11 protein-coding genes and 1 pseudogene are annotated in these 22,805 nt (G+C 68.0%); 3 read left to right on the plus strand and 9 right to left on the minus strand.

Going from position 1 to position 22,805, the window contains the following annotated elements; all coding sequences use genetic code 11:
* Positions 1 to 253: 253 nt before the first annotated feature.
* Entirely contained in the window at positions 254 to 481 is a 228-nt protein-coding gene (locus ACTWPB_RS20435; protein WP_446222187.1) for a hypothetical protein, read from the minus strand.
* A gap of 122 nt (positions 482 to 603) precedes the next feature.
* Positions 604 to 924, minus strand: a complete 321-nt coding sequence (locus tag ACTWPB_RS20440) for a TetR-like C-terminal domain-containing protein (protein WP_446226427.1) — start codon at positions 922 to 924, stop codon at positions 604 to 606.
* Between the two features lie 227 nt (positions 925 to 1,151).
* Between ACTWPB_RS20440 and ACTWPB_RS20445 the strand changes: the two genes are divergently transcribed.
* A complete protein-coding gene (locus ACTWPB_RS20445; protein ID WP_446222188.1) occupies positions 1,152 to 1,343 on the plus strand; it encodes a virginiamycin B lyase family protein in 192 nt (63 codons plus the stop codon).
* A gap of 30 nt (positions 1,344 to 1,373) precedes the next feature.
* On the opposite strand, the gene ACTWPB_RS20450 is transcribed toward ACTWPB_RS20445, so the two are convergent.
* The 3 genes from ACTWPB_RS20450 to ACTWPB_RS20460 all read right to left on the minus strand — a co-directional run bounded on the left by ACTWPB_RS20450 (position 1,374) and on the right by ACTWPB_RS20460 (position 3,966).
* Positions 1,374 to 3,041 (minus strand): VWA domain-containing protein, encoded by a 1,668-nt coding sequence (locus ACTWPB_RS20450; RefSeq protein WP_446222189.1) that lies wholly within the window; start codon positions 3,039 to 3,041, stop codon positions 1,374 to 1,376.
* Positions 3,042 to 3,172: 131 nt separating this feature from the next.
* The gene (locus ACTWPB_RS20455) at positions 3,173 to 3,427 is read right to left on the minus strand and encodes a WhiB family transcriptional regulator (protein WP_446222190.1); all 255 of its coding nucleotides are present in this window, start codon (positions 3,425 to 3,427) and stop codon (positions 3,173 to 3,175) included.
* Positions 3,424 to 3,966: an HNH endonuclease gene (locus ACTWPB_RS20460; protein ID WP_446222191.1), complete on the minus strand. Its 543-nt coding sequence runs from the start codon at positions 3,964 to 3,966 to the stop codon at positions 3,424 to 3,426. The genes ACTWPB_RS20455 and ACTWPB_RS20460 overlap by 4 nt, the downstream gene beginning before the upstream one ends.
* Here ACTWPB_RS20460 and ACTWPB_RS20465 point away from each other — a divergent pair.
* Entirely contained in the window at positions 3,965 to 4,237 is a 273-nt protein-coding gene (locus tag ACTWPB_RS20465; RefSeq protein WP_446222192.1) for a hypothetical protein, read from the plus strand. The genes ACTWPB_RS20460 and ACTWPB_RS20465 overlap by 2 nt on opposite strands.
* Before the next feature lies 1 nt (position 4,238).
* On the opposite strand, the pseudogene ACTWPB_RS20470 reads toward ACTWPB_RS20465, so the two are convergent.
* The 3 genes and pseudogenes from ACTWPB_RS20470 to ACTWPB_RS20480 all read right to left on the minus strand — a co-directional run.
* Positions 4,239 to 4,367 (minus strand): annotated as a pseudogene (locus tag ACTWPB_RS20470) (GMC oxidoreductase); the annotation flags it as partial.
* Positions 4,368 to 4,446: 79 nt separating this feature from the next.
* On the minus strand, positions 4,447 to 5,736 hold the full coding sequence (locus ACTWPB_RS20475) for an acyl-CoA dehydrogenase family protein (protein WP_446222193.1): 1,290 nt from the start codon (positions 5,734 to 5,736) through the stop codon (positions 4,447 to 4,449).
* 2 nt (positions 5,737 to 5,738) lie between these two features.
* Positions 5,739 to 6,380 (minus strand): TetR family transcriptional regulator, encoded by a 642-nt coding sequence (locus tag ACTWPB_RS20480; RefSeq protein WP_446222194.1) that lies wholly within the window; start codon positions 6,378 to 6,380, stop codon positions 5,739 to 5,741.
* A gap of 234 nt (positions 6,381 to 6,614) precedes the next feature.
* Between ACTWPB_RS20480 and ACTWPB_RS20485 the strand changes: the two genes are divergently transcribed.
* Complete coding sequence (locus tag ACTWPB_RS20485; RefSeq protein ID WP_446222195.1) at positions 6,615 to 8,792, plus strand: malate synthase G; 2,178 nt, start codon at positions 6,615 to 6,617, stop codon at positions 8,790 to 8,792.
* Positions 8,793 to 8,858: 66 nt separating this feature from the next.
* Here the strand turns inward: ACTWPB_RS20485 and ACTWPB_RS20490 are convergent, their stop codons facing one another.
* Complete coding sequence (locus ACTWPB_RS20490) at positions 8,859 to 22,142, minus strand: amino acid adenylation domain-containing protein (protein ID WP_446222196.1); 13,284 nt, start codon at positions 22,140 to 22,142, stop codon at positions 8,859 to 8,861.
* Between the last annotated feature and the right edge of the window lie 663 nt (positions 22,143 to 22,805).

The following is a 22,805-nucleotide window of genomic DNA, read 5'->3' on the forward strand; positions in this document are numbered from 1 at the left end:
TTGATTGCGCTATGACACCCGGTGATTTCAAACTAAAATTTGCTGAGCAAAATGGAGAAGGGAAGAGTCAGACCGTTCCCTGCTCAGGATTAAACATCCTATTCCGGCCGATACTAGCCAAGACGGGAAGGCGCGTCGACCCCGAAAAATCGACTGCCACGCAAGCGCAACGCGCCCATCTCAGAGTCTATCGCCCAGAAGGGCCGGGAGGTTTCACTCATGAGGCGGGGAAGTCCGTTAGTTTGACGAAACATCACTCGAACTGCACGAGCGTTTGATGCGGATGTCCGCCGACGATGGCCGAACCGCCATTTTTATTTGTCACAAAGTATCGGCAATCGAGCATCGATTCGAATTCGTCGCGCTCGCCGGGCTCAGCGTCGAAAATCCTGGAATCGGCGGGGCAAAATGCAGTCGGCACACGAAGTTCGGCCGCCCCTGGGTTTGATATCGGTCCCTTTTCGCCTGCGTGGGCGCCCATTCCTCGGTCAGTGCGGCCGGCCCCTTCCCTCATAGCGGCCAATTTGTTCTTGCCCCCGATGTTGCCGGGCTCGGCGAGTGATGCCGGTTCGCAGGTAACGATTTCGCGCAGTGTTATCGACTTCAGGTATCGAGCGCGGTTCTTGCGAGTGCGGCTGCGATGTCCGCGGATCGGCGTGCCTGCTCTGTGGTGACTGGTTCGTGGGTGATGAACAGCCGGTGGAACAGCGGTGCGATGGCGAGCCGGATGATCTCGGCCGCGTCGATGTTCGGCTCGACCTCGCCGCGGACGACCGCCCGCCGCACGATCGCCGCCGCCTCGTCGTGGCGTGCGGCGTAGAAGCCGCGCAGTGCGGCGGTGGCATCGGGATGTTGCATGCCCGCTGCGACAAAGGCTGTTGCCACGGTGCCGGCGTCGGGATCGGCGAAGCCCGAGCGAACCAGCTCGGTGAGCGCACAGAGATCGCCGGTGAGAGTGCCCGTATCCGATAGCCCTGCTCGGCGAGCTCGGCCGTCGTCGCGTCGAGAACGGCTTCCCTGACCCGGGCGCTACGTCCGCCGGGGCGTCGTTGCGGTTCCAGAAACTACTCGTGGTCGACGAGGTGGAACGGGCGCTGAGTGGCAACCATCGCCGAGTTCGCCCTCCCGGACGCCGGCGCCCGCACGCGATCGTGGCAGGTCCAGATGGTGCCCGGTGGTTCACCGAGTGGGCGAGCTGCCGTCTCGGCCGGATCGCCACCGACGGCACGATCACCCACCTCGACCTACCGGGCGCCGAACCGCACGGACTCACCGTCGACCCTGCCGGATACCTCTGGGTAGCGATGGAATCCGGTGCGCTGGTGCAGGTTTCGCCGTCATGATGCCGGTGTAGCGCGTATGGCCGGCCGAACCTAGGGCGTGGTGAGCGCCTTGACCACCGCGGTGCCGAAGCCGAGGTCGTTGCTCGCCGGCATGCGGAGGTAGGTGCCGCCCGTCCGGTCGGCGAGGGTCTGCAGGGTTTGGGTGCCCGCGCCGCCGACCACGACGACGTCGATGCGGATGGGCTTGCCCGCATCGGTCGCCGCGGTGATCTCGCTGACCAGCGTGGTGCCGGTCAGCGTCGAATCGTCGTCGGGGCCGTCGGTGATCAGCAGGATCGAGTTCGTGCGCCCGGGGGAGTATCCGGCCACCGCGGCGCGATAGGCGGCGAGCAGGGTCGGATACGCCTGGTCCGCGGTGAGCTGGCTCGGTTTCACCGAGGTGACCGCCGTGCCGACCGCGTTGCGCTGGGAGTTGGTGAGCAGGTCGGTGGCCACCTGCACCTTGTACGGGGTGGTGCCGTCGATGTTCTTACCGAACGTCCACAGGCCGAGCCCGAAATCGGGCGGCATCACCTGCAGTGTCGAGGCGACGGCGGCGATCGCGTTAGACAGCCGGGTGGTCGATCCCTCGGCGGTGCCCATCGACGACGACACATCGAGCAAGACCGTGGCGTTCACGCCGAGGACCGGATTGGCCAGCGTCGACTGCACCTTCTCCAGTGCCGCCCGCGGCGGATTCGCCGGCGCCGAGCCGATGGCGGGCCCGAAGCCCTCGGTGGCGAGCGCGCCCGCCTGCTCCGGCGCGCGCAGGAAGTCGATGAACCGCGACGCGATCAGGTTCTGGGTCTTGTCGACCCACGGACCCGACAGCAGCGCTGCCGGATAGTCGGCCAGCGGCGCGGAGCCGACCGGCCGGAACGCGGTGAGACCACCGGTGCCGAGTTGCTGCTGAGTCGCGGCGACCGCGTGCACCGCATCGTCGGTGGGGTTCGCGGTCATCGCCGACATGGCGGTCATCAGGTCGGCCGGTGTCTGCGCACCCGCGGCGAGCCCGGAGATCGCGGCGACGACCTGACCGGATCCGGCGGCCTGCTCGGTCAACGGTTCGGTGCCAGAGACCGCGGCGCCGATCGACGCCGCGGCGGCGGTCGTCGCGTCACCCACGGGCAAGGCCATCTGGAGCCCACCCCACCCGCTCAGACCGACTTCGTCGAGCGAGCCCTGCTGCAGTCGCGGCAGGTCGGCCCACGCGATCTGGTTCTGCTCCAGCGCCTGGCGCAGGGCATCTGGCACGGCCAGCACGATCGGGCTGGTGGCGATGGAGGCGGGCGTGCCCTCGATCAGACCGGGCACCCGAACCAGTTCGACAGTGCGGCTCGAATCGGCGATCCACAGGCCCGGCTTCGGACCGAGCGCCGGATCCCACGTGGCCGTGTCGGCCAGGCCGCCTGCCAGGGCACTCGACGGGCGTGCCGACACCTTCACCTGGGCGCAGTGGTCACGCACCCGAGGCTTGGTCGCGTTGAAGCGCTCGGCCGCAGTCCGCACCGGACCGGCGATCGCCGGATCCACCGTGACATCGAGGGCCGCGGCCCCTTCGACGCACTCGGCGGCCGCCGCGACATCAGAGGTCTCGGCACGATCGCTGAGCTGGAACCATGCGAACACGGCGACGATCACCAGGATCAGTGCCGATGCCGCGATAACCGGACCTTTGCTGATACTTCGAGATCTGGTCCCGTTGCGATGCGTACCCACGCGGCAAGTTTAAGGACACCGCGCCGCACCGCCGCACAGTGCGTACCCCGACGCATCGCCGCAGGTCACAGCGATGTCGCACGGAGGACGCCGCGGCCGGGTGCCGGTGTCGGCACCCGGCCGCGGCGCGATCACGCCCTGATCACGCGACCACGGTCGTACTCCCGACCGCCCCACACCCCCGACTGACCCGTCTGCGCCGCGTACTCGGTGCACCCCGCGAGCAACGGGCAACCGGCGCAGATCCGGCGGGCGTAGTCGAAGTCCTGCGACGGGTACGGAAACCACGCCTCGTGGTTGGGGTCACCGCGGCAGGCGGCGCGATGCCATTGCCCCGAATCGGACAGGGTCAGCAGTTCGGTCAGTGCGAGGTCGGTGGTGGTCACGGCGCGTACTCCTTCCAGATCCGGCGCTGCTTGCGGGCGAGCGGGTCGGGAGCCTTGGGCTCCCACAACAGCCGCATCCCCGCCTCTTCCGGGGTGCGGTCGGCCTTGCCTGTATTGCACGGTGCGCAGCAGGCGACGAGATTGCTCCAGGTATTGGGTCCGCCCCGGCTGCGCGGGCGGATGTGGTCGACGGTGTGGGCCCAGTCGGCGCAGTAGCCGCACCGGTGCTTGTCGCGGCGCAACACCCCGGCGAGGGTGGCGCGGCTGTCGTCACCGATCGGCGCGAGGTGTGCCAGGTAGACATAGCGCACCAGCCGGATCGTCTCCGGCAGCCCGATCACCAGGTGCTGGGACCGGATCGGGAAGTGCGGCACCCGCTCGATCACGGTCTCCGCGGCGCCGCTGATCAGCAATGTCACGGCCCGATCGGCGGTGATCTCGTCGAGGGCCTCGTAGCTGGCATTCAGCACGAGCACCCGCGTGTGTATCCAGGTGTCGGAAGCGGGCGCCGTCGGGTCGACGGCATGACGAATCATCATGGGAATCACCATGTTTCGAAGAGAGCGAACGTCGGAAGCGGAAGAGGCGGGCCGGTCAGGCCACGAACCGGAGACGGCCGGAGCCATCGATTCCCAGGCGCATCGCGCGATGGGCCGAATCCGCGCGGCGATAGGTCTTGTCCGATTCTCGCTGTGGCCCTTGCTGTTTCACGGCCGTCTCCTCCTCTCGATGCTGCTCGTCGGTTCCTCGCCCGATGCGAATCACCTGCGTGAAATCATGGTGACATACCGTGTCCGAAATGTCGGCTGATTTATTTTCGGTCGGCGGCGACGAGTTCGGCGCAGCGTTCACCGACGAGCATGCCGGTGATGTTCGGGTTCACCGTCGTGTGCTCGGGGAACACCGAGGCGTCGGCGACACGCAGACCGTCGACGCCCTGACTCGCAGCGCGGGGTCGAAGAGGCTGACACCGCCCGTGCGAGGCAGGTTAGTTCCTGCTCACCCGAAGATCGGGACCTTCAGTGGTTGCCGACCTCGTGTTCGAGCCTGCGCGCCACCAGATCACGGGCTTGTTCGCGCAGCGCGGGCCGGTAGCCACTCGGATACACCGGGTCTCCCGGCGCGTAGTTCTTGAGCACTTCCTTGGCGAGGGTGATCTTGTGGACCTCGGTCGGGCCGTCGGCGATGGCCATGACCTCGGCGTAGGTGGTCATGTCGAGGAAGGGGAGGTCGGTACTCACGCCTATCGCGCCGTGCAGATGCAGTGCGCGGCGGGCGATGTCGTTCATGACGGTCGGCATGGCGATCTTGATGGCGGCGATGTCCTTGCGGACGGCGCGGTAGTCCTTGGCCTGGTCGATGCGCCAGGCGGTGCGCAGGACCAGCAACCGGAACTGCTCCATCTGGATCCAGCTGTCGGCGATGCGTTCCTGGGTCATCTGGAAGCCGCCGACTACACCCTTGCGGGCCGGGCGCGAGACCGCGCGCTCGCACATCATGTCGAAGGCTTTGCGTACCAACGCGACCGTGCGCATCGCGTGGTGCACGCGGCCGCCGCCCAGCCGGGTCTGCGCGACGATGAACCCCGCGCCCTCCGCGCCGAGCAGATGATCGGCCGGCACCCGGACATCGGTGAATCGCAGGTGCCCTTCGTGTTCGCTGAACCCGGGGACGGTGAAGTTGCGCACCAGTTCGAGGCCAGGCGCGTCGGCGGGAACGATGAACATCGACAACCGCTGGTGCGGTTCGGCCGCGGCGTCGGTCACCACCATCACGATGTGGAAGGTGGCGAACTCGGCGGCGGAGTTGAACCACTTCTCGCCGTTGATCACCCACTCGTCACCGTCGCGCACCGCGGTGGTGCGGAACGCGGTCGGGTCCGAGCCGCCGGTGGGTTCGGTCATCGCGTAGCAGGAGCCGATCTCGCCATCGAGCAACGGCTGCAGGTATTTCGCCTTCTGCTCCTCGGTGCCGAAGTGCGCCAAGATCTCGGCGTTACCGGAATCCGGTGCCTGACAACCGAAGACGAGCGGCGCCCACATCGAGGTGCCGAGCACTTCGTTGAGCAGCGCCAGCTTCAGCTGACCGAAACCGGGACCGCCGAGTTCGGGACCGAGATGGCAGGCCCACAGACCCTGATCCTTGACCTGCTGTTGCAGCGGCCGCATCAGCGCCCGGATCTCGGGGTCGGTCCGGTCATAGGGATTGGGGTAGAGCAGATCCAGGGGCTCGACCTCGGTGCGGACGAACTCCGCCACCCAATCGAGCTTGCGCTGGTAGTCCGGATCGGTCTCGAAATCCCAAGCCATGGTCAGCCTTTCGTGTTGTCGCCCGTGGCGCGGAGCCCGGACAGGACGGTGTCGGTGAGGATGTCGGCGATCTCGGCGGGGGAGTGCGTGCCGCGCTCGCGGTACCAGTAGCCGAGGGAATTGAGCATGCCGAGCATGCCGTTGGTGACGATGTGGTCGGCGGTGCGCAGTTGCCCGGCCGCGTGGCCCGCGTCCATGACGTCTTGCCAGTGGTGCTGTAGCCGATCGCGTAGTTGCTGCAGGACGACGGCGTGTTCGTGGGTCAGTGCGTCGGCGTCACGCAGGTGCACGGCCACCGCGCGCCGATGCGTGACGATCAGTTCGACATGGCTGCGAATCAGCCGGCGCAGCGTCTCGACGGGGTCGGCGCCTGCCTCGACGATGCGTTCGGCATCGGCGAGCAGCAGCTGGGTGTAGTCGCGCAGGATCGCCCACAGCAGGTCTTGCTTGGACCCTATGTGGTAGTACAGGGCACCCCGCTGGACGTCGGCTCTCGCGCCGATCTCGGCGACACCGGTGGCATGGAATCCCCGTTCGGCGAACAGTTCGAGTGCCGCGTGGTGGATCCGCTCACGCGTGTCCGCGCGCTCGGTGGCGCGGGGACGGCCGCGGCGACGCACAGGCGACGACGGTCCGGTGGTCACGGCGCCTCCGTTCGGTCCGGCTCGCGACTTAATGTTCCGATCAGTACATTAATTGTCCGCGCACCTACAATCAAGGGGTGACCCGCCGCGCCCATGCCGCCGACCTCGGTGGCTCGGCGTGGCGGAATGGACGGGGCCCATGGGGCGTTCGAACCCACACGAGGTGTCACCTCTACCCACGGGTAACATGACATCGACTTTTCCCACCCGGTTTTCACCAAAGTGAGGCAGTAGATGACAGAGCGGATTCAGGTCGGCGGGCTCCAGGTGGCGAGCGTTCTTCACGATTTCATCGAGAACGAGGCGCTCCCCGGTACCGGCGTAGATTCCGCCGCGTTCTGGGCCGGTGCCGAGCAGATCATCAACGACCTCGCCCCGCGTAACCGCGCTCTGCTCGCTGAGCGCGACGAGTTCCAGGGCAAGCTCGATGCTTGGCACGGCGAGAACCCGGGAACCGGCTACGACAAGGCCGCCTACAAGCAGTTCCTGACCGAGATCGGTTACCTGCGGCCCGAGCCCGCGCCGTTCCAGATCGGCACCGGCAACGTCGACGCCGAGATCGCCACCACCGCGGGCCCGCAGCTCGTGGTGCCGGTGATGAACGCGCGCTTCGCGATCAACGCCGCCAACGCGCGCTGGGGCTCGCTCTACGACGCGCTCTACGGCACCGATGCCATCCCCGAGGCCAACGGCGCGGAGAAGGGCAGCGGCTACAACCGCGTGCGCGGCGACAAGGTCATCGAGTGGGGCCGTAACTTCCTCGACGACGCGGTGACCCTGATCACCGGTTCGCACCTCGGTTCGGCCTACTACAAGATCGTCGACGGCGAGCTCGAGATCGGGCTGGAAGACGGCACCGACATCGGCCTGGCCGACCCGTCGCAGCTCGTCGGCTACCTCGGCGACCCCGAGGCCCCGACCTCGGTGCTGCTCAAGCACAACGGGCTGCACATCGAGATCCAGGTCGACGCCACCTCGCCGATCGGCTCCACCGACACCGCGGGTGTGAAGGACATCGTCCTGGAGTCCGCGCTCACCACGATCATGGACTTCGAGGACTCGGTCGCCGCGGTCGACGCCGACGACAAGGTCGTCTGCTACCGCAACTGGCTCGGCCTGATGAAGGGCGACCTGGCCGAGGAAGTCTCCAAGGGCGGCAAGACCTTCACCCGCACCATGAACCCCGACCGCGTGTTCACCGCGCTCGACGGCTCCGAGCTGGTCCTGCACGGTCGTTCGCTGCTGTTCGTGCGCAACGTGGGCCACCTGATGACCTCCGACGCGATCATCGACGCGCAGGGCAACGAGGTTCCCGAGGGCATCATGGACGGCCTGATCACCTCGCTGATCGCCGTGCACTCGCTCAACGGCACCGCCTCGCGCGCCAACACCCGCACCGGTTCGGTCTACATCGTGAAGCCGAAGATGCACGGCCCCGACGAGGCCGCGTTCACCAACGAGCTGTTCGGCCGGATCGAGGACGTCCTCGGCCTGACCCGCAACACCCTCAAGGTCGGCATCATGGACGAGGAGCGCCGCACCACGGTCAACCTCGCCGCCTCCATCGAGGCCGCCAAGGACCGCGTGGTGTTCATCAACACCGGCTTCCTCGACCGCACCGGCGACGAGATCCACACCTCCATGGAGGCCGGGCCGATGGTCCGCAAGGCCGAGATGAAGGCCCAGACCTGGATCACCTCCTACGAGGACTGGAACGTCGACACCGGCCTGGCCAAGGGCCTGCCCGGCAAGGCGCAGATCGGCAAGGGCATGTGGGCCATGCCCGACCTGATGGCAGGCATGCTCGAGCAGAAGATCGGCCACCCCAAGGCAGGCGCCAACACCGCATGGGTGCCCTCGCCGACCGCCGCCACCCTGCACGCCACCCACTACCACCTGGTGGACGTGTTCAAGCAGCAGTCCCAGATCGCCAAGGGTGGCCCGCGCGCCACCGTCGACCAGATCCTCGAGATCCCCCTCGCGCAGTCCACCGACTGGACCGACGAGGAGAAGCGTCAGGAGCTGGACAACAACTCCCAGGGCATCCTGGGCTACGTGGTCCGCTGGATCGATCACGGTGTCGGCTGCTCCAAGGTGCCCGACATCAACGACATCGGCCTGATGGAAGACCGTGCCACCCTGCGTATCTCGAGCCAGCTGGTCGCCAACTGGCTGCGCCACGGCATCGTCACCGAGGCCGACGTGATCGCCAGCCTCGAGCGGATGGCCCCGGTCGTCGACCGCCAGAACGCGAACGACAAGACCTACCGCCCGCTGGCCCCGAACTTCGATGACTCCATCGCGTTCCAGGCCGCCAAGGAACTGGTCCTGGAAGGCACCACGCAGCCCAACGGCTACACCGAGCCGATCCTGCACCGCCGCCGCCGCGAGTTCAAGGCCGCGCAGAAGTAGTGATGGCGAGTTCTCGAGGCCCCGCATCGGAGACATCCGAGGCGGGGCCTCTGCCGTCATCGGAGATCACTGCAGATACCGTTCCAGATACTCGTCGAGCACGCGCGCGATGATCGGCAGCACGTGGGGTGCGGTCATTTCGTAGTGGGTGACCTCGATGTCGTGGTTGCTGATTTCGCCGGTCACATAGGGCCGCCAGCCCTCCGGGCCGAAGATGTCGGAGGTGCCGACGGTCGCGCTGAAATACACGATGTCGCCGTCGAACACCGGGCGCCGATATCCGGTTCTGGTTCGCGCCGATGCGTTGTACGACCTGGCCAGCCGTTCGAGGGTGCCCGAATCGATCAGCGATACGCCACCGAGTTGCTCGTGGATCGCATCGGCGGCTTCTTGTGCGGTCGCTTCGGCGGGCACATCGTGGATTCCGATGACCGAGCCGAAGGCGTTGACGAAGCCGCCCGCGGTGAGTTGCTCGATGCTGTCGCCGTCGATGTCGGCGGTATCGGCGTCCAGGAGCGCGACGACACCCACCGTGTCGCCCGACTCCCGGAGCTTGGTCGCGATGGCGTGCGCGATGAGGCCGCCGGACGACCAGCCGAGCACGTGATACGGACCGTCGGGCTGCACGGCGCGGATCTCGCGCAGGTACCGGTCGGCGAACTCCTCGATCGAGCGTGCGGGTGGTTCATGGCCGCCGAGATCCGGAGCCTGCAGACCGTAGATCGGCCGGCCGGGTCGCAGCGCCTCCGCGAATCCGAGATAGGTCCAGGAGATTCCGGATGACGGGTGGATGCAGAACAGAGCGGGCTCGGTGCCGCCGAGCCGGATGGGCAGCAGCACATCGAGACCGAGTCCGCCCGGGATGGATACGGCGGCGGCGGCCGCCGCGGATTCCTCGGCAGCGGCCGTCTGTGCGGCCGGGGTCTCGGCGAAATGCGCGGCCGCGCCGAGCGCGTCGATCCACAGGTCGGCCAGTTCGGCCACCGCGTTCTCGTCGAGCAGTGTTGCCGGGAAGCCGAAGCTCGCTCGTAGCCGGTCACCGACGACCACCGCGCTCACATCGATCGCGGATTGCAGTGGCACGTCCGGATGTTCGGCACCGTGCAGGTCGCCGAGTTCGTTGGTGGGCAGCCAGCCGATGCCTTCCAGTCCGGCGGGGATGTCGCCGGTCGAGTAGCGGCCCAGGTAGTTGAAGCTGATGTGGCCGGGCAGGCGGACCGGAAGGTGTGCCGCCGTCGCCGGATTCAGGTAGCGCAGCAGGCCGAACCCGATGCCCTTGTCCGGCACCGCGAGCAGCTGATGCTTCACCGTGCGGATCGCCGCGCCGATGGCAGGGCCGCCGGCCAACGCGTCGTCGACATCGATCCCGGTGAGGTCGAGCCGCACCGGGTAGATGCTGGTGAACCAGCCGATCGTGCGGGACAGGTCGGCGCCGGGGATTGCTTCCTCTTGTCTGCCATGGCCTTCGAGCCGAATCAGCGCGGTGTTCTCGGCCTCGCCGCGCCAGCGCACCAGCGCGAGCGCCAGGGTGGCGAGCAGGGCGTCGTCGACGCCACCGTGGAAGACGCCGGGCAACGTGGTGAGCAGCGCGTTGGTGACGTCGGCGGCTACTTCGCGTTCGACCCTACGCAGCGTGTGCGTCTGATCGACCGTGGCGTCGAGCTCGCGGGAACCGATCAGCGGGTCAGGGCCCCCGACAACCCGCCGCCAGTATTCGAGTTCGGAAACCCTTCTGTCCGTGCGTGATTCGTCGGCCAGTGCGTACGACCAGCGCCGCATCGAGGTGCCCGTCTCGGCGAGGACCGGGGTGTTGCCGACTGAAAGCTGCGCCCAGGCGGCGATCAGATCCGGCACCAGGATGCGCCAGGAGACACCATCGATCACCAAGTGATGTGCCACCACGACGAGTCGGCCCGCCCTGGTCGGTGTTCCTGCGTCGCTCACCGGGTCGAGCCAGACGAACTGCAGCACAGTCCCGCTCGCCGGATCGAGCCGGTTCATCGCGGAATCGAGCTCGGTCACCGCGTATTCGCGCAGCTCGACGGATGCTGCCGCGTCGAACTCGATGCGATGCAGGAGTGCGTCCACGTCGACCGAGCCCGGTTCGCCGACCAGTAGTCGTGGCGCGCCGTCGTCGGCTGTCGTCAGCCGTGCGCGCAGCATGTCGTGCCGGTCGACGGCGGCCGCGAGTGTGCCGACGATCTGGGCGCGGTCGATGCCGGCCGGTAGCTCCAGCACCGCGGTCTGCGCGAAGCGGTCGTAGTTGCCGCCGCGCTCCAGCATGTACTGCACGATCGGTGGAACGGGCATATCGCCCACACCGCCACCGGGCAGCTCGTCAAGCGTCACTACGGGGCCCGCGGCGTCGGCGGCGGTGGCGAGCGCCGCCACCGTGCGGTGCTCGAAGACCTGCAGCGGCGTGCAACGGATGCCCTCCAGCTTGGCCCGCGACACCAGCTGGATGGCGAGGATGCTGTCGCCACCCAAGGCGAAGAACGAGTCGTCGGCGCCCACCGTGTCGAGACCGAGCAGCTGACCGAAGATCCTGGCGAAGGCCTCCTCGGTGGGTGTCGTCGGCGCCCGATACACGGTCCGTTCGACCGTGAATTCCGGAGCGGGCAGCGCCTTCCGGTCGAGTTTGCCGACGGCATCGAGTGGAATCGCTTCCAGCACAACGAAAGCGGACGGCACCATGTGCGCGGGCAGGGTGCCGTCCGCGAGGGCACGAACCCGGCCGAGGTCGAGATCGGCTCCCGGCGTGCGCACCAGGTAGGCCGCCAGAGCCATTGCCCCCGTGGGCCCGGGGACACCGAGCGTCACCGCGAAGTCGACGCCGTCGGCGCGCCCGAGCACGGCGTCGATCTCGCCGAGCTCGATACGTTGTCCGCGCACCTTGACCTGGAAGTCGGTGCGGCCGATGTACTCCAGCTCCGCCGCCGCCGCGCAACGCGTCCAGCGCACGAGATCACCGGTGCGCAACATCCGTTCTCCCGCTGCGCCGAAGGGATCGGCAATGAAGCGGGCGGCAGTCAGGCTCGGCCGGGCGTGGTAACCGCGGGCCAGGGCAGGTCCGGCGACGTACAGCTCACCCGCGACGCCGACCGGAACCGGGCGCAGCCGGTTGTCGAGGACAAGCACGGCCGCGCCCCGTATCGGCGTACCGAGGCAGACCGGTGCGCCGACGACAAGGGGAGCGGAAGCCGTTGTCCAGATGGTGGATTCGGTCAGTCCGTACAGGTCGACCATCGTGCGGTCCGTCGCCCAGCGCTCGACGAGTTCGGCGCCGACAGCCTCACCGGCGACCGCGAGCACCCGCACGCTCGACACCTCGGCGGGATCGAGGGAGGCCAGCGCCGACGGCGTGATCACCATATGGGTCACCCGTTCGGCCTCGATCAGCTCGGCGAGTGCGCTGCCGCCGAACACATCCGGCGGCGACACCACCGCGGCGCCGCCGGTACCGAACGCCATGACGGCCTCGAATACCGACGCGTCGAAACTCGGTGAGGCGACCTGCAGGACCCGGGAGTGTTCGTCGAGGCCGAGCACTGCGCGCTGCGCCGCGACCATGTCGGCGATGCCTCGATGGGGGACCGAGGCGCCCTTGGGTGTTCCGGTCGAGCCGGAGGTGTAGATCAGCCACGCCGGATTGTCCGGCCGGATCGGTGTGGGCAGTTCGCCCTCGCGCACGGCGGTGCTGCGCGCACTGGACCAGCGCTCGACCACCTCGAGGTCGTCGAGAACGAGCCAGTTCGTGCTGTCCGGCAGCATCGACCGGCAGGCGGCGACGGTGAGACCGACTTGGGCGCCGGAATCTGTCAGCATGTGATCAATCCGCTCCACCGGGTACTTCGGGTCGACCGGCAGGAAGGCCGCCCCGACCTTCGCGGCCGCCCACACACCGGTGAGCAGTTCGGCCGAACGGGGGAGACCGAGCGCCACCACGGTTTCCGGGCCTGCGCCCGCTTCCAGCAACAGCCTCGCCAGCCGGTTGGTGAGCGCATCGATCTCCCGGTACGTGGTTGTGTGTCCGGCAACGACCAGGGCGGGACGCTGCGGGTACTCCGCGACGGAAGCGGCGAGCAGTTGCGGAAGCGTTGTGGTCGCGGCACTTTCGGGTCCGCGCACCGGCACCAGGGTGCTGCGCTCGGTGTCGTCGAGGATGTCGACATCGGCGATGCGCACCCCGGGCTGCGCGAGGACGGTGGCTAGCACGCGGCGCCACCGGGTGACGAGCGCCGCCGCCGTCGCCGGATCGAACAGGTCTGTCGCGTAGGTCAGTACGCCGTCCAGGCCGACCGGTCCCGTCTCCCCGAAGGGCACGCGCAGGACGAGCGTCAGGTCGAACTGCGAGGAAGCTCGGTCGAAATCCTCCAGCTCGAACCGCAGGCCGGGTAGTTCGAGTGCCGGCTCGACGAAGTTGTGCAGGGTCAGCAACACCTGGAACAGCGGATGGTGCGCGGTCGACCGGCTCGGGTTCAGCACCTGGACCAGCCGCTCGAACGGCACGTCGGCATGGGCGAACGCGTCCAGATCGGCCGCCCGGACTGCGGTGAGGAACTCGGTGAACCCGGCGCTCGGGTCGACCGGAGTGCGCAGTGCCAGCGTGTTGACGAACATGCCGACGAGCTCGTCCAGCGCACGCTCGCCGCGGCCGGCGATCGCGGTGCCGATCACCACGTCATCGGTGCCGCCGAGCCGGGCCAGCAGGATCGCCAGCGTGGCGTGCGCGACCATGAACAGGGTGACGTTGTGCGCGGCCGCGAATTCCACCAGGGCGGCGTGCAGGTCGGGGTCGATGGTGAAGGCGTAGTCGGCGCTGCGCATCGACTGCACTGCGGGTCGCGGGCGGTCGGCGGGGAGCTCGAGCTGGTCGGGCGCGCCGGTGAGCGTGTCAGTCCAGTATCGGATCTGCTGCGCGGCAGTTGATTCCGGATCGGACTCGCTGCCGAGTAGCTCGCGATGCCAGAGTGTGAAGTCGGCGTACTGGACGGCAAGCGGCACCCGAGCGTTGTCGGCTCCGGCCGCCCGCTCCGCGTAGGCGGCGACCACGTCGGTGGCGAGGGGCGCCATCGACGCGCCGTCGGCGCTGATGTGATGCACCACCAGGACGACCACGTGTACCGGCGCGGGACTCGCCGGCACCGCGCAGTCCTCGGCGCCGCTCATGGAGTGACCGGAACAAACCTGCGCGGCGCCCGCAGCGTGTTCGGCGGCAATCGCAGCGGTGCCCGCCGGGTGAGCTGTAGGTGCGGTGACGCGGTAGATGCTCACGCGCAGCGGTGGTTCCTCGGCGAGATCGAATCCCTTGTCCGCCACTGTGTTGATCCGATCACGCAGCGGTGCACCATCTTCGGTGTCGAGCACCGTGATGTCCGGCGTGGCCGCCTCGGCATCGAGCACCACCTGCCGTGGTCCGTCCTCGTCGGCGGGGTAGATGGTGCGCAGGGTCTCGTGCCTGCCGATGACATCGGCGAGCGAGAGCCGCATGGTATCCACGTCCAGTTCGCCGGTGAGTCGGAGGGCGACCGCGATGTTGTACGCGGGCGACGCCGGATCCATGCGGTTGAGCACCCACATGCGCTGTTGCGCCGGTGACAGCGGGATCCGGGCAGGACGGATCCGCGGGGCGAGGGCGATGGGTTCGGGCTTGCCGTCGGTGGCCGGGACGACCAGTGCCGACAGTTGCCCTACGGTGGGCGCGTCGAACAGATCACGGAGCGCGATGGCAGACCCGAACGCCGAATTCAGCCGGGCGACGACCTTGGTCGCGCTCAGCGAGTCGCCGCCGAGCTCGAAGAACGACCGGTCGACGCTCACCTGTTCAGTGCCGAGCACATCGGCGAACACTGCGGCGACGGCATCTTCGAGCGGGGTGCGCGGCGCCAGATACGGATGCTGTGTGTCCGAGAAGTCGGGTACCGGAAGGGCTTCGCGGTCCAGCTTGCCGACCGGGGTGAGCGGAATCGAATCCAGCACAACGACGTAGCCGGGCACCATATGCCCGGGCAGTTCCGCGGCCAGCTGCGCACGCAGCCGCGCGGTGTCCAATTCCACCCCCTGCGCGGGCAGCACATACGACACCAGTGCGGTCGCCCCCGCCGGGCCCGCGCGCCCGATCGTCACCGCGTACTCGACCTGCTCGTCGCGCGAGAGCGCCGCGTCGATCTCGCCCAGCTCGATCCGAATGCCGCGGATCTTGACCTGGAAGTCGCTGCGGCCCAGATACTCCAGAGCGAGGGCGCCGTTGCTGGTGAGCCAGCGCACCATGTCGCCGGTCCGATACATCCGCTCGCCCGGCGCACCGCACGGGTTGGCGACGAAGCGTTCCGCGGTCATCGCGAACCGGTTGAAGTACCCGCGGGCGAGCGCCGGACCGGCCAGGTACAGCTCACCCGCGACGCCCACCGGAACCGGGCGCAGCCAGGTGTCGAGCACCATGGCGGCGGCACCGCGGATCGGCCCGCCGATCGTGATCGGCTCGCCCGCGACGAGTTCCGCCGACCAGGTCGCCGAGATACTGAATTCGGTGGGGCCGTACAGGTTCGCCATTCGCCGGCCCACCGACCATCGCTCGATCAGTTCCGGTGTCGCGGCCTCACCGGCGACCGAGAGCACTCGGAGGTGGTCCAGATCGCGGGGGTCCATCGTGGCCAGCACCGATGGCGTGACGACCGCGTGGGTCACCCGTTCGACGCGCAGCAGCCGGTCCAGATCGGCGCCACCGTAGACATCCGGCGGCGAGACCACGAGCCTGCCGCCCGCCGCGTGCGCGGTCAGCAGCTCGGAGATCGATCCGTCGAAGCTCGGTGAGGACAGAAGTAGCGGGCTGGCCGTCGAACCCAGCTCGAACGATTCCTGTTGGGCCGCGACCAGATTCGCCACGCCGCGATGGCTGAGCAGGACAGCTTTCGGCTTGCCGGTGGATCCCGAGGTGTAGATCAGGTAGGCCGTCTGGTCGATATCGATGGGGCCGCCGCGCTCCTCGTCGGTGATGGGAGCGTCGCAGACCCTCATCGCCGAGCGCATCGTGCCGGGGTCGTCGAGCAGCAGCCAGTCGACGGTGCCCGGCAGCGTTTCGTGGATCGCGGTGACCGTCACACCGATCGGCGCCTTCGAGTCGGTGATCATGTGCTCGATCCGGTCCACCGGATAGCCGGGATCCACCGGCGCGAAGGCCGCGCCGGTCTTGGCCAGCGCCCACATCGCGATCACCGAGTCCAGCGATCGGGTGAGGGCGAGCACAACGAATACCTCACGGCCGATGCCCCGGCGCAGCAGTATCCGGGCGAGGCGATTGGAGCGGGCGTCGAGTTCGCCGTAGGACATGGTGCGCTCGCCCATGCTGACCGCGATGGCGTTGCTGTCGATGCGCGCGCCGTCGGCGAGGATATCGGGCAGGGTCCGCGACGGTACCGACTCCGGGCCGCGTACCGGCAACAGCGCGGCGCGTTCCGCGTCGTCGCAGTACTGCAGCTGTGCGACCACTGCACGCGGGTGCTCGGCGAGCTGGGTCAGCAGCCGGACGAAGCGATCCAGCAGTGGCCGCGCCGCCAGGGGACCGGGTTGTTCGGCCATGCACTGCACAGTGATTCGTAGGGTGTCGTGCCCCTCGGTGCCGCGCAGTGGAATGACCATGAGGCTCAACGGGTAGGGCGCCACGTCGGTGCCTTCGACGTCGAGCACCCGCATCCCCGCGATGTCGAGCGCCTGTGACAGCAGCGTTTCCCGGTCGATCGGAAAGGATTCGACAACGACCAGCGTGTCGAACAATTCGGCAAGGCCGGTCGCCTGGTGGATGGCCGCGAGCCCGACCTGCTGGTAGTCCATCAACCGGGCCTGCTCGGCCTGCAGCCGGGCCAGCAGCTCGGCCACCCTCTCCGCGGGATCGAGTCGCACGCGTACCGGCAGCGTATTGATGAAGAGGCCGACCATCTCTTCGACGCCCGCCAGCTCCGGTGGCCTGCCGGAAACCGTCGCGCCGAACACGACATCGGTCCGGCCGGTCAGCATGGCCAGCACCATCGCCCAGCCGACCTGCACCAGGGTGTTCACCGTTGCGCCGGATTCGCGTGCGGCCGTAGCCAACCGAGTGACCGTGCCGTGGGACAGCTCGGTGGAGGCCATCCCGGTGTCGGTGGACTCGTCCCCTACCCGGGTCGGGACCGCGCGGGTCGGCGTATCCACCCCCGCAAGCGATTGCGCCCAAGCGGCGACGGATGCCGTGCTGTCCTGTGTGCGCAGCCAGGTCAGGAACTCCCGGTAGGAGTGGGCGGGCGGCAGTGTGGCGGCCTCGCCCGAGGTGCGGTAGAGCGTCAGCAACTCGCGGGCCAGCAGCGGCCCCGACCAACCATCCAGCACGAGGTGATGATTGGTCACCACGAGACGGTAGACGTCGGCGGCGGTCCGGATGAGCATGAAGCGCAACAGTGGTGGCCGGGTGAGATCGAATCGGGTGCGCGCGTCCACGGCGATCACTCGATCCAGCTCCCGCTGCCGCAGATCGCCGTCCGCGATGTCGGTGAGATCCACCTCCTGCCAGCGGAGTTCGGCATCGGCGAGAACGAGCTGGCGCGGGCCCTCGTCGCTTTCCACGTAAGCGACCCGCAGGATGTCGTGGCGCGCCACCACTGCCTGCGCGGCGGTCCGCAAGCGGGACGCATCCACCGCGCCCGCCAGGGTGAGGATCGACTGCACCGTGTAGCTGTCGGCGGTGTTCGGGTCGTACCGCGAGTGGAACAGCATGCCCTCCTGCAGCGGCGAGAGCGGCCACACATCGGCGATATTCGGATAGGTGTGCTCCCACCCGTCGATCTGCCGCTGGGTCACCGGCACGAGGTCGAAATCAGACGGTGTGTGACCACCAGCACTCGCGGACCCGGCATGGTCGGCGAGTGCCCGCACTGCGTCGGTCCATAGTCCGGCGAGCTCGTCCACGTCGGCGGCGTCGAGCAATCGAGAGGCGTAGGTCCAGGTCACTTCCAGGCCGGTGTCGGTCAGGTCGGCGCTGACATCGACGACGACGGCCAACGGCGCTCGGTCGTCTCGAGTTTCCGTGAAGCGTTGCGGGAGATAGGCTCCCGGCCCGCCGCCGGTCCTTGCCCAGCCCGAGTAGCCGAAGCTGATCTGCGGGGTGGGTGCGCCCGCGAGCGTGCCGGCGGTGTCGGCGTTCAGGTAGCGCAACATGCCGAAGCCGATGCCCTTGCCGGGCAACGCGCGCAGCTGCTCCTTGGTGGCCTTGATCGCGGCGCCTGCCGCAGTACCGCCCGCGAACGCGTCGGTCAGGTCGATACCGGTCAGGTCGACGGCCACCGGGTACTCGCTGGTGAAACAGCCCACCGTGCGCGCGACTCGGGCGCCGGGCTCGATGTCCTCGACGCGGCCGTCGCCCGTCAGCATGAACAGTGCGCAGGTCCGGTCGCGCCATCGACCCAGTGCCATCGTGAGTGCGGTGAGCAGCACATCGTCGGCGCTGCAATGGAATCGGTCGGCCGCGGTGGTGAGCAGGGTGTGCGCGACATCCGGTGCGATGGTGCTCTGGCGATGCGCCATGGTGGCGACCACATCGACCGCGGGATCCAGGGTGCCGGAGCCGAGAGCCGGATCGGGTGTCGCCAGAACGCGCTGCCAGATCGGCAGTTCGTCGACGAGCCCGCCCGCGTGCTCGACCTGACCGTGCGCCCAGCGCCGGAACGAGGTGCCGACGGGGGTCAGGTCGCTACCCAGCGCCGCTGCGGCCAGATCCGGCAGCAGAATTCGCCAGGAGACCTCGTCGATGACGAGACGGTGCACGACCAGCCAGCACAGGGGATCGGCCTGCGCCTGCTCGATCAGGACACACCGCGCGACGACGCCGGACTCGGGGTCGAGCAGGTAGGCAGCGCGCTGCAATGCGCGTTCGCAGGTCTCCTCGATGTCCGGACCTGCAGCCACGACCTCCAGTAGCGCCTCGGCATCGACCGAACCGCGGTCGGCGACAACCCATTCCCAGCCTTCACCGGTGCGACGCAACGCGGAACGCAGTACGTCGTGGTGGTCGACGAGCGCCTGCAGGGCCACGCCGAGTCGCGCCCGCTCGATACCCGCTGGCAAGCCGATCAATACCGCCTGGCCGGCCCGGCGCCACGTATCCCCGTGGTCCAGCATCGCATGCACGATCGGGGTGAGCTCGACAGCGCCGACGCCGCCACCCGGCAATTCGTACACCTGCGCCTGTACCTCGGTGGCGACAGCGGCCAGTGCGGCGACAGTCCTGCGCTCGAAGACATCCCGGGCACCGAACCCGAGCCCGGCGGCCTTCGCCCGCGACACCAGCTGGATCGATCCGATGCTGTCCCCGCCGAGCGCGAAGAAGCTGTCGTCGACACCCACCGCCTCCCGCCCCAGCACGTCGGCGAACAGCGCAGCAAGTGTTTCCTCGCGCGGAGTCGACGGCGCGCGGCCGACGGCACCGTCCACTCTGGTATCCGGTGCGGGCAAAGCCTTGCGATCTATCGTGCCGAGCGGAGTGAGCGGAATGCTGTCCAGCACCACGACGACCGCGGGCACCATATAGCGCGGAAGCGATTCACCGGCAGCCGCTTTCAGGGCCTCCGGATCCACCTCTGCCCCCAGCCTGGGGAGCACATAGGACACCAGCGCGGTAGCACCGGAACCGGTTTCGGCGCCGAGGGTGATCGTGAAATCTATGTCCGGATGCCGTTGCAGCACCTCGTCGATCTCGCCCAGCTCGATACGGAAGCCGCGCACCTTCACCTGGGAGTCGCTGCGGCCATGGTATTCCAGCTCCAGTCTGCCCTCCCGCGTACTCCAGCGCACCAGGTCGCCGGTCCGGTACATCCGCGCGCCCGGCGCGTACGGGTTGGCGACGAATCGTCCAGCCGTCAGTCCGTTGCGCTGGTGGTAGCCGCGCGCCACTGCGGGGCCTGCGATGTACAGCTCACCCGTCGTCTTCGGGGGAACCGGTCGCAGCCATGGGTCGAGCACAACGGCGCAGACCCCGCACTGGAGGCTGCCGATGGTGATCGGTGCGGCGGGTGTGAGGGCTTCGCTCAAGGTCACGGTCACGGTGGTTTCCGTCGGGCCGTACCCGTTCAGCAGGGTCCGCCCTGACCACTTTGCCGGCAACTCGGGCGGGCAGGCCTCACCACCGACAACCACCGTGTGCAGGTCGGGCAGCGTCGCCGGATCCAGCGACGCCGCAACCGCAGGCGTGACATCGAGATGGGTGACGCGGTGTGCGCGCAGCACGTCAGCCAACTCCTCGCCTGCAGCGGCCGACGGCGGCACGACGACCAACGTGGCGCCCGCGGCGAGGGTCACCAGGATCTCCTCGATCGAGATATCGAAACTCGGCGAGATAGCATGGGCCACCACGGAATCAGAATCCACACCGAATCGACTGCCGGAACTCGCGACCAGATCGGCCAACCCTCGGTGCGCGACCAGCACACCCTTGGGCAACCCGGTCGATCCGGAGGTGTAGATGATGTACGCGGCCTGGTCCAGGTGCATGGGGGCGCGGCGCTCGGCGTCGGTGATCGCCGCCGTGTCCTGCTCGGCCACGTCGAGCCGAGTTGTCTCGTCGTCGAGTATCAGCCAGTTCACCCGGTCCGGCAGCGACTGCCGGGCAGCCGCGACGGTCACGCCCGACACGACACCGCTGTCGCCGGCCATGTGCTCGATCCGGTCGGTGGGATAGGTCGGATCGATCGGCACGAAAGCCGCGCCGGTCTTGGCCACCGCGATCATCGCCGACACCGACTCCGCCGAACGCGGAATCGAGATCGCCACGGCGCGTTCCGGTCCGGCGCCGACCGCGATCAGCAGCCGGGCCAGCCGATTCGTATACTCGTCGACCTGGCGGTAGGACAACGTGGTGTCGCCGCTGCGGATCGCCACCGCATCCGGATCCAGTGCCGCACCGGCAGCGAGGATTTCGGGCAGCGAACGGGGTCCGGCACCTTCCGGCCCGCAGGCGGGGACGAGCTCGGCATGCTCGTCGTCGGACACCATCTGCACCGTCGAGAGCGCCGCGTCCGGCCCTGCGGCGAGGAACCGGTGCAGGAACAGCAGGAACCGGTGGTGCTGCGCCGCCAATTCGGCGTCGCTGTAGAGGTTTCTGTTCGCCTGGAAGTCGATGTGGGTGCTCTCACCGCCCACCCCGGGGTACAGGTTGACGAACAGGTCTTCGATCAGCCCGGAGGTCAGCACGTGCAACCGTCCAGTGACCTCGCCGAGCTGAATCCGGGAGTCCACCATCATCAGGTTCACCGACGGCCCGAACGACGCGGGTTCGTCCATCGGCCAGCCGAGATCGCGAAAGATGTCCTCCTGGCGGTAACGCTGCCGCCGCAACGCGCCGGTGAGCTCGGCCTGCGCGGCGCGGATCACGTCGCCGACAGTGGTGGTCGGCGACAGGGAGAGCCGCAGCGGGACGACATTGGCGACCATGCCACCGGAATGTCGCAGGCTCGCCGTGGTGCGCGCCGAAACGGGAAGGCTCAACACAACCTCTCCGGCTCCGGTCATGGCGGCGAGGTACGCGCCGAACGCGGCGACGACGGTCGGCGCGACGCCCGAGGCGGCAGCCTTCGCGACAGAGTCCAGCAGCGCCGCCATGTCGCTGGACAGCGCACCCGCGACGCGGCTCGGCTGCGCGTCGACATCGGCGATGCGCCCGGCAAGGCTCACGGGGTCGGCCATCCCGCCGAGATGCTCGAGCCAATACTCCCGGTCGGCCACGAACCGATCCGAGCGGCGGTAGGCCAGATCGGCGTCGACGATCTGGCGGAGATCCTCGGCCTTGGCCGCAGGTGGTTGCTTGCCATCTACCGCCGCGTTGTAGAGCTCGCCGGCGCGTTGCACTATGGCGACCGCGCCCATGCCGTCCAGCACGATGTGGTGGATCCGCGTGTAGCAGAACCAGCGGTCGTCGGCGATTCGCAGCATGGCGCCACAGACCAGGCGATCGACGGTCAGATTCAGCGGCGCCGCGTACTCCGCGCGCATCCACGTCTGCGCGGCGGCCACCGGATCGGGTTCGCCACGGAAATCCAGGACGACCGGGTCATCGTCGAGCGTGGTGTCGACCAACTGGAATGGATACCCGTCGACCTCGATCAGCCGCAGATACCCGGTGCCGAACTCGCGACCGGCCTGCCGCGACGCCCGCGCCAGCAGGTCAGGGTCTATCGGCCCGCTCAGGTCGATGTATTGCGCCATGGAGATGGGGATGTCGCCCGCGATGTGCTGGGCAAACCAGATACCGCGTTGAGCTGCCGACAGCGGGAATGCGCCCTCGGGCAAATCGGGGCCGGTCTCGGTGGGCGATAGGAAAATCTGTTGCATGGAGGCTCCTACGTAGGAACCACCGGGTAGTGACCGCCCGTAACTACCGCGGTAGTAGCGGTACTTGCGCCGTACAGCAAGCGACTAGTTAATTCTGGACCTTCCCGGTGCACACCGAAAGGGTATTGCCGACGCTGCGCGCCCCGAATCGTCGAATTAGGGTCACGAAGCCGGTCCGGGCCTGGTCAGGCCGACTGAGCACCAGTTCAGCGTCGCAGGTGATGAGCTCGCTGCGTCACGGGCCAGCACCCTGCATGGCTCAGGCGTCGGCTCTGCTGTCGGCGGTCTCGGTACCTCGGGAACCGCGCTTGTTGTGGCCGCGATCGTCGGAAGGTAGCCCGCGTCTCCAGCGTCGGTCTCCGCGGGGGAATCGCGTGTGGCTACGGTGGGGGAGAGCTCGAAAGTACCCCACAGAACTCCCCGCTTTGACCGGAATCGATGCGAATTCATGCGAATCATCGAGAAGTTTCGTTTCGCGAAAAAGCTTGGTGCTGAGCACTATTGGATCTTGATAGGTAGGGTCTGGACAACTGGAGCCCTTGCCACGTGGTCGCAGGTTCAAATCCTGTCAGCCCGACAGCGAAAACCCAGTCTGACCTGGGTCGGAGGTGTCCTTCGTATCCGGATATTTGACGTTTTTCGCCCCGCCACCACAGAATCCCC

This window comes from Nocardia sp. IBHARD005, assembly GCF_052814245.1.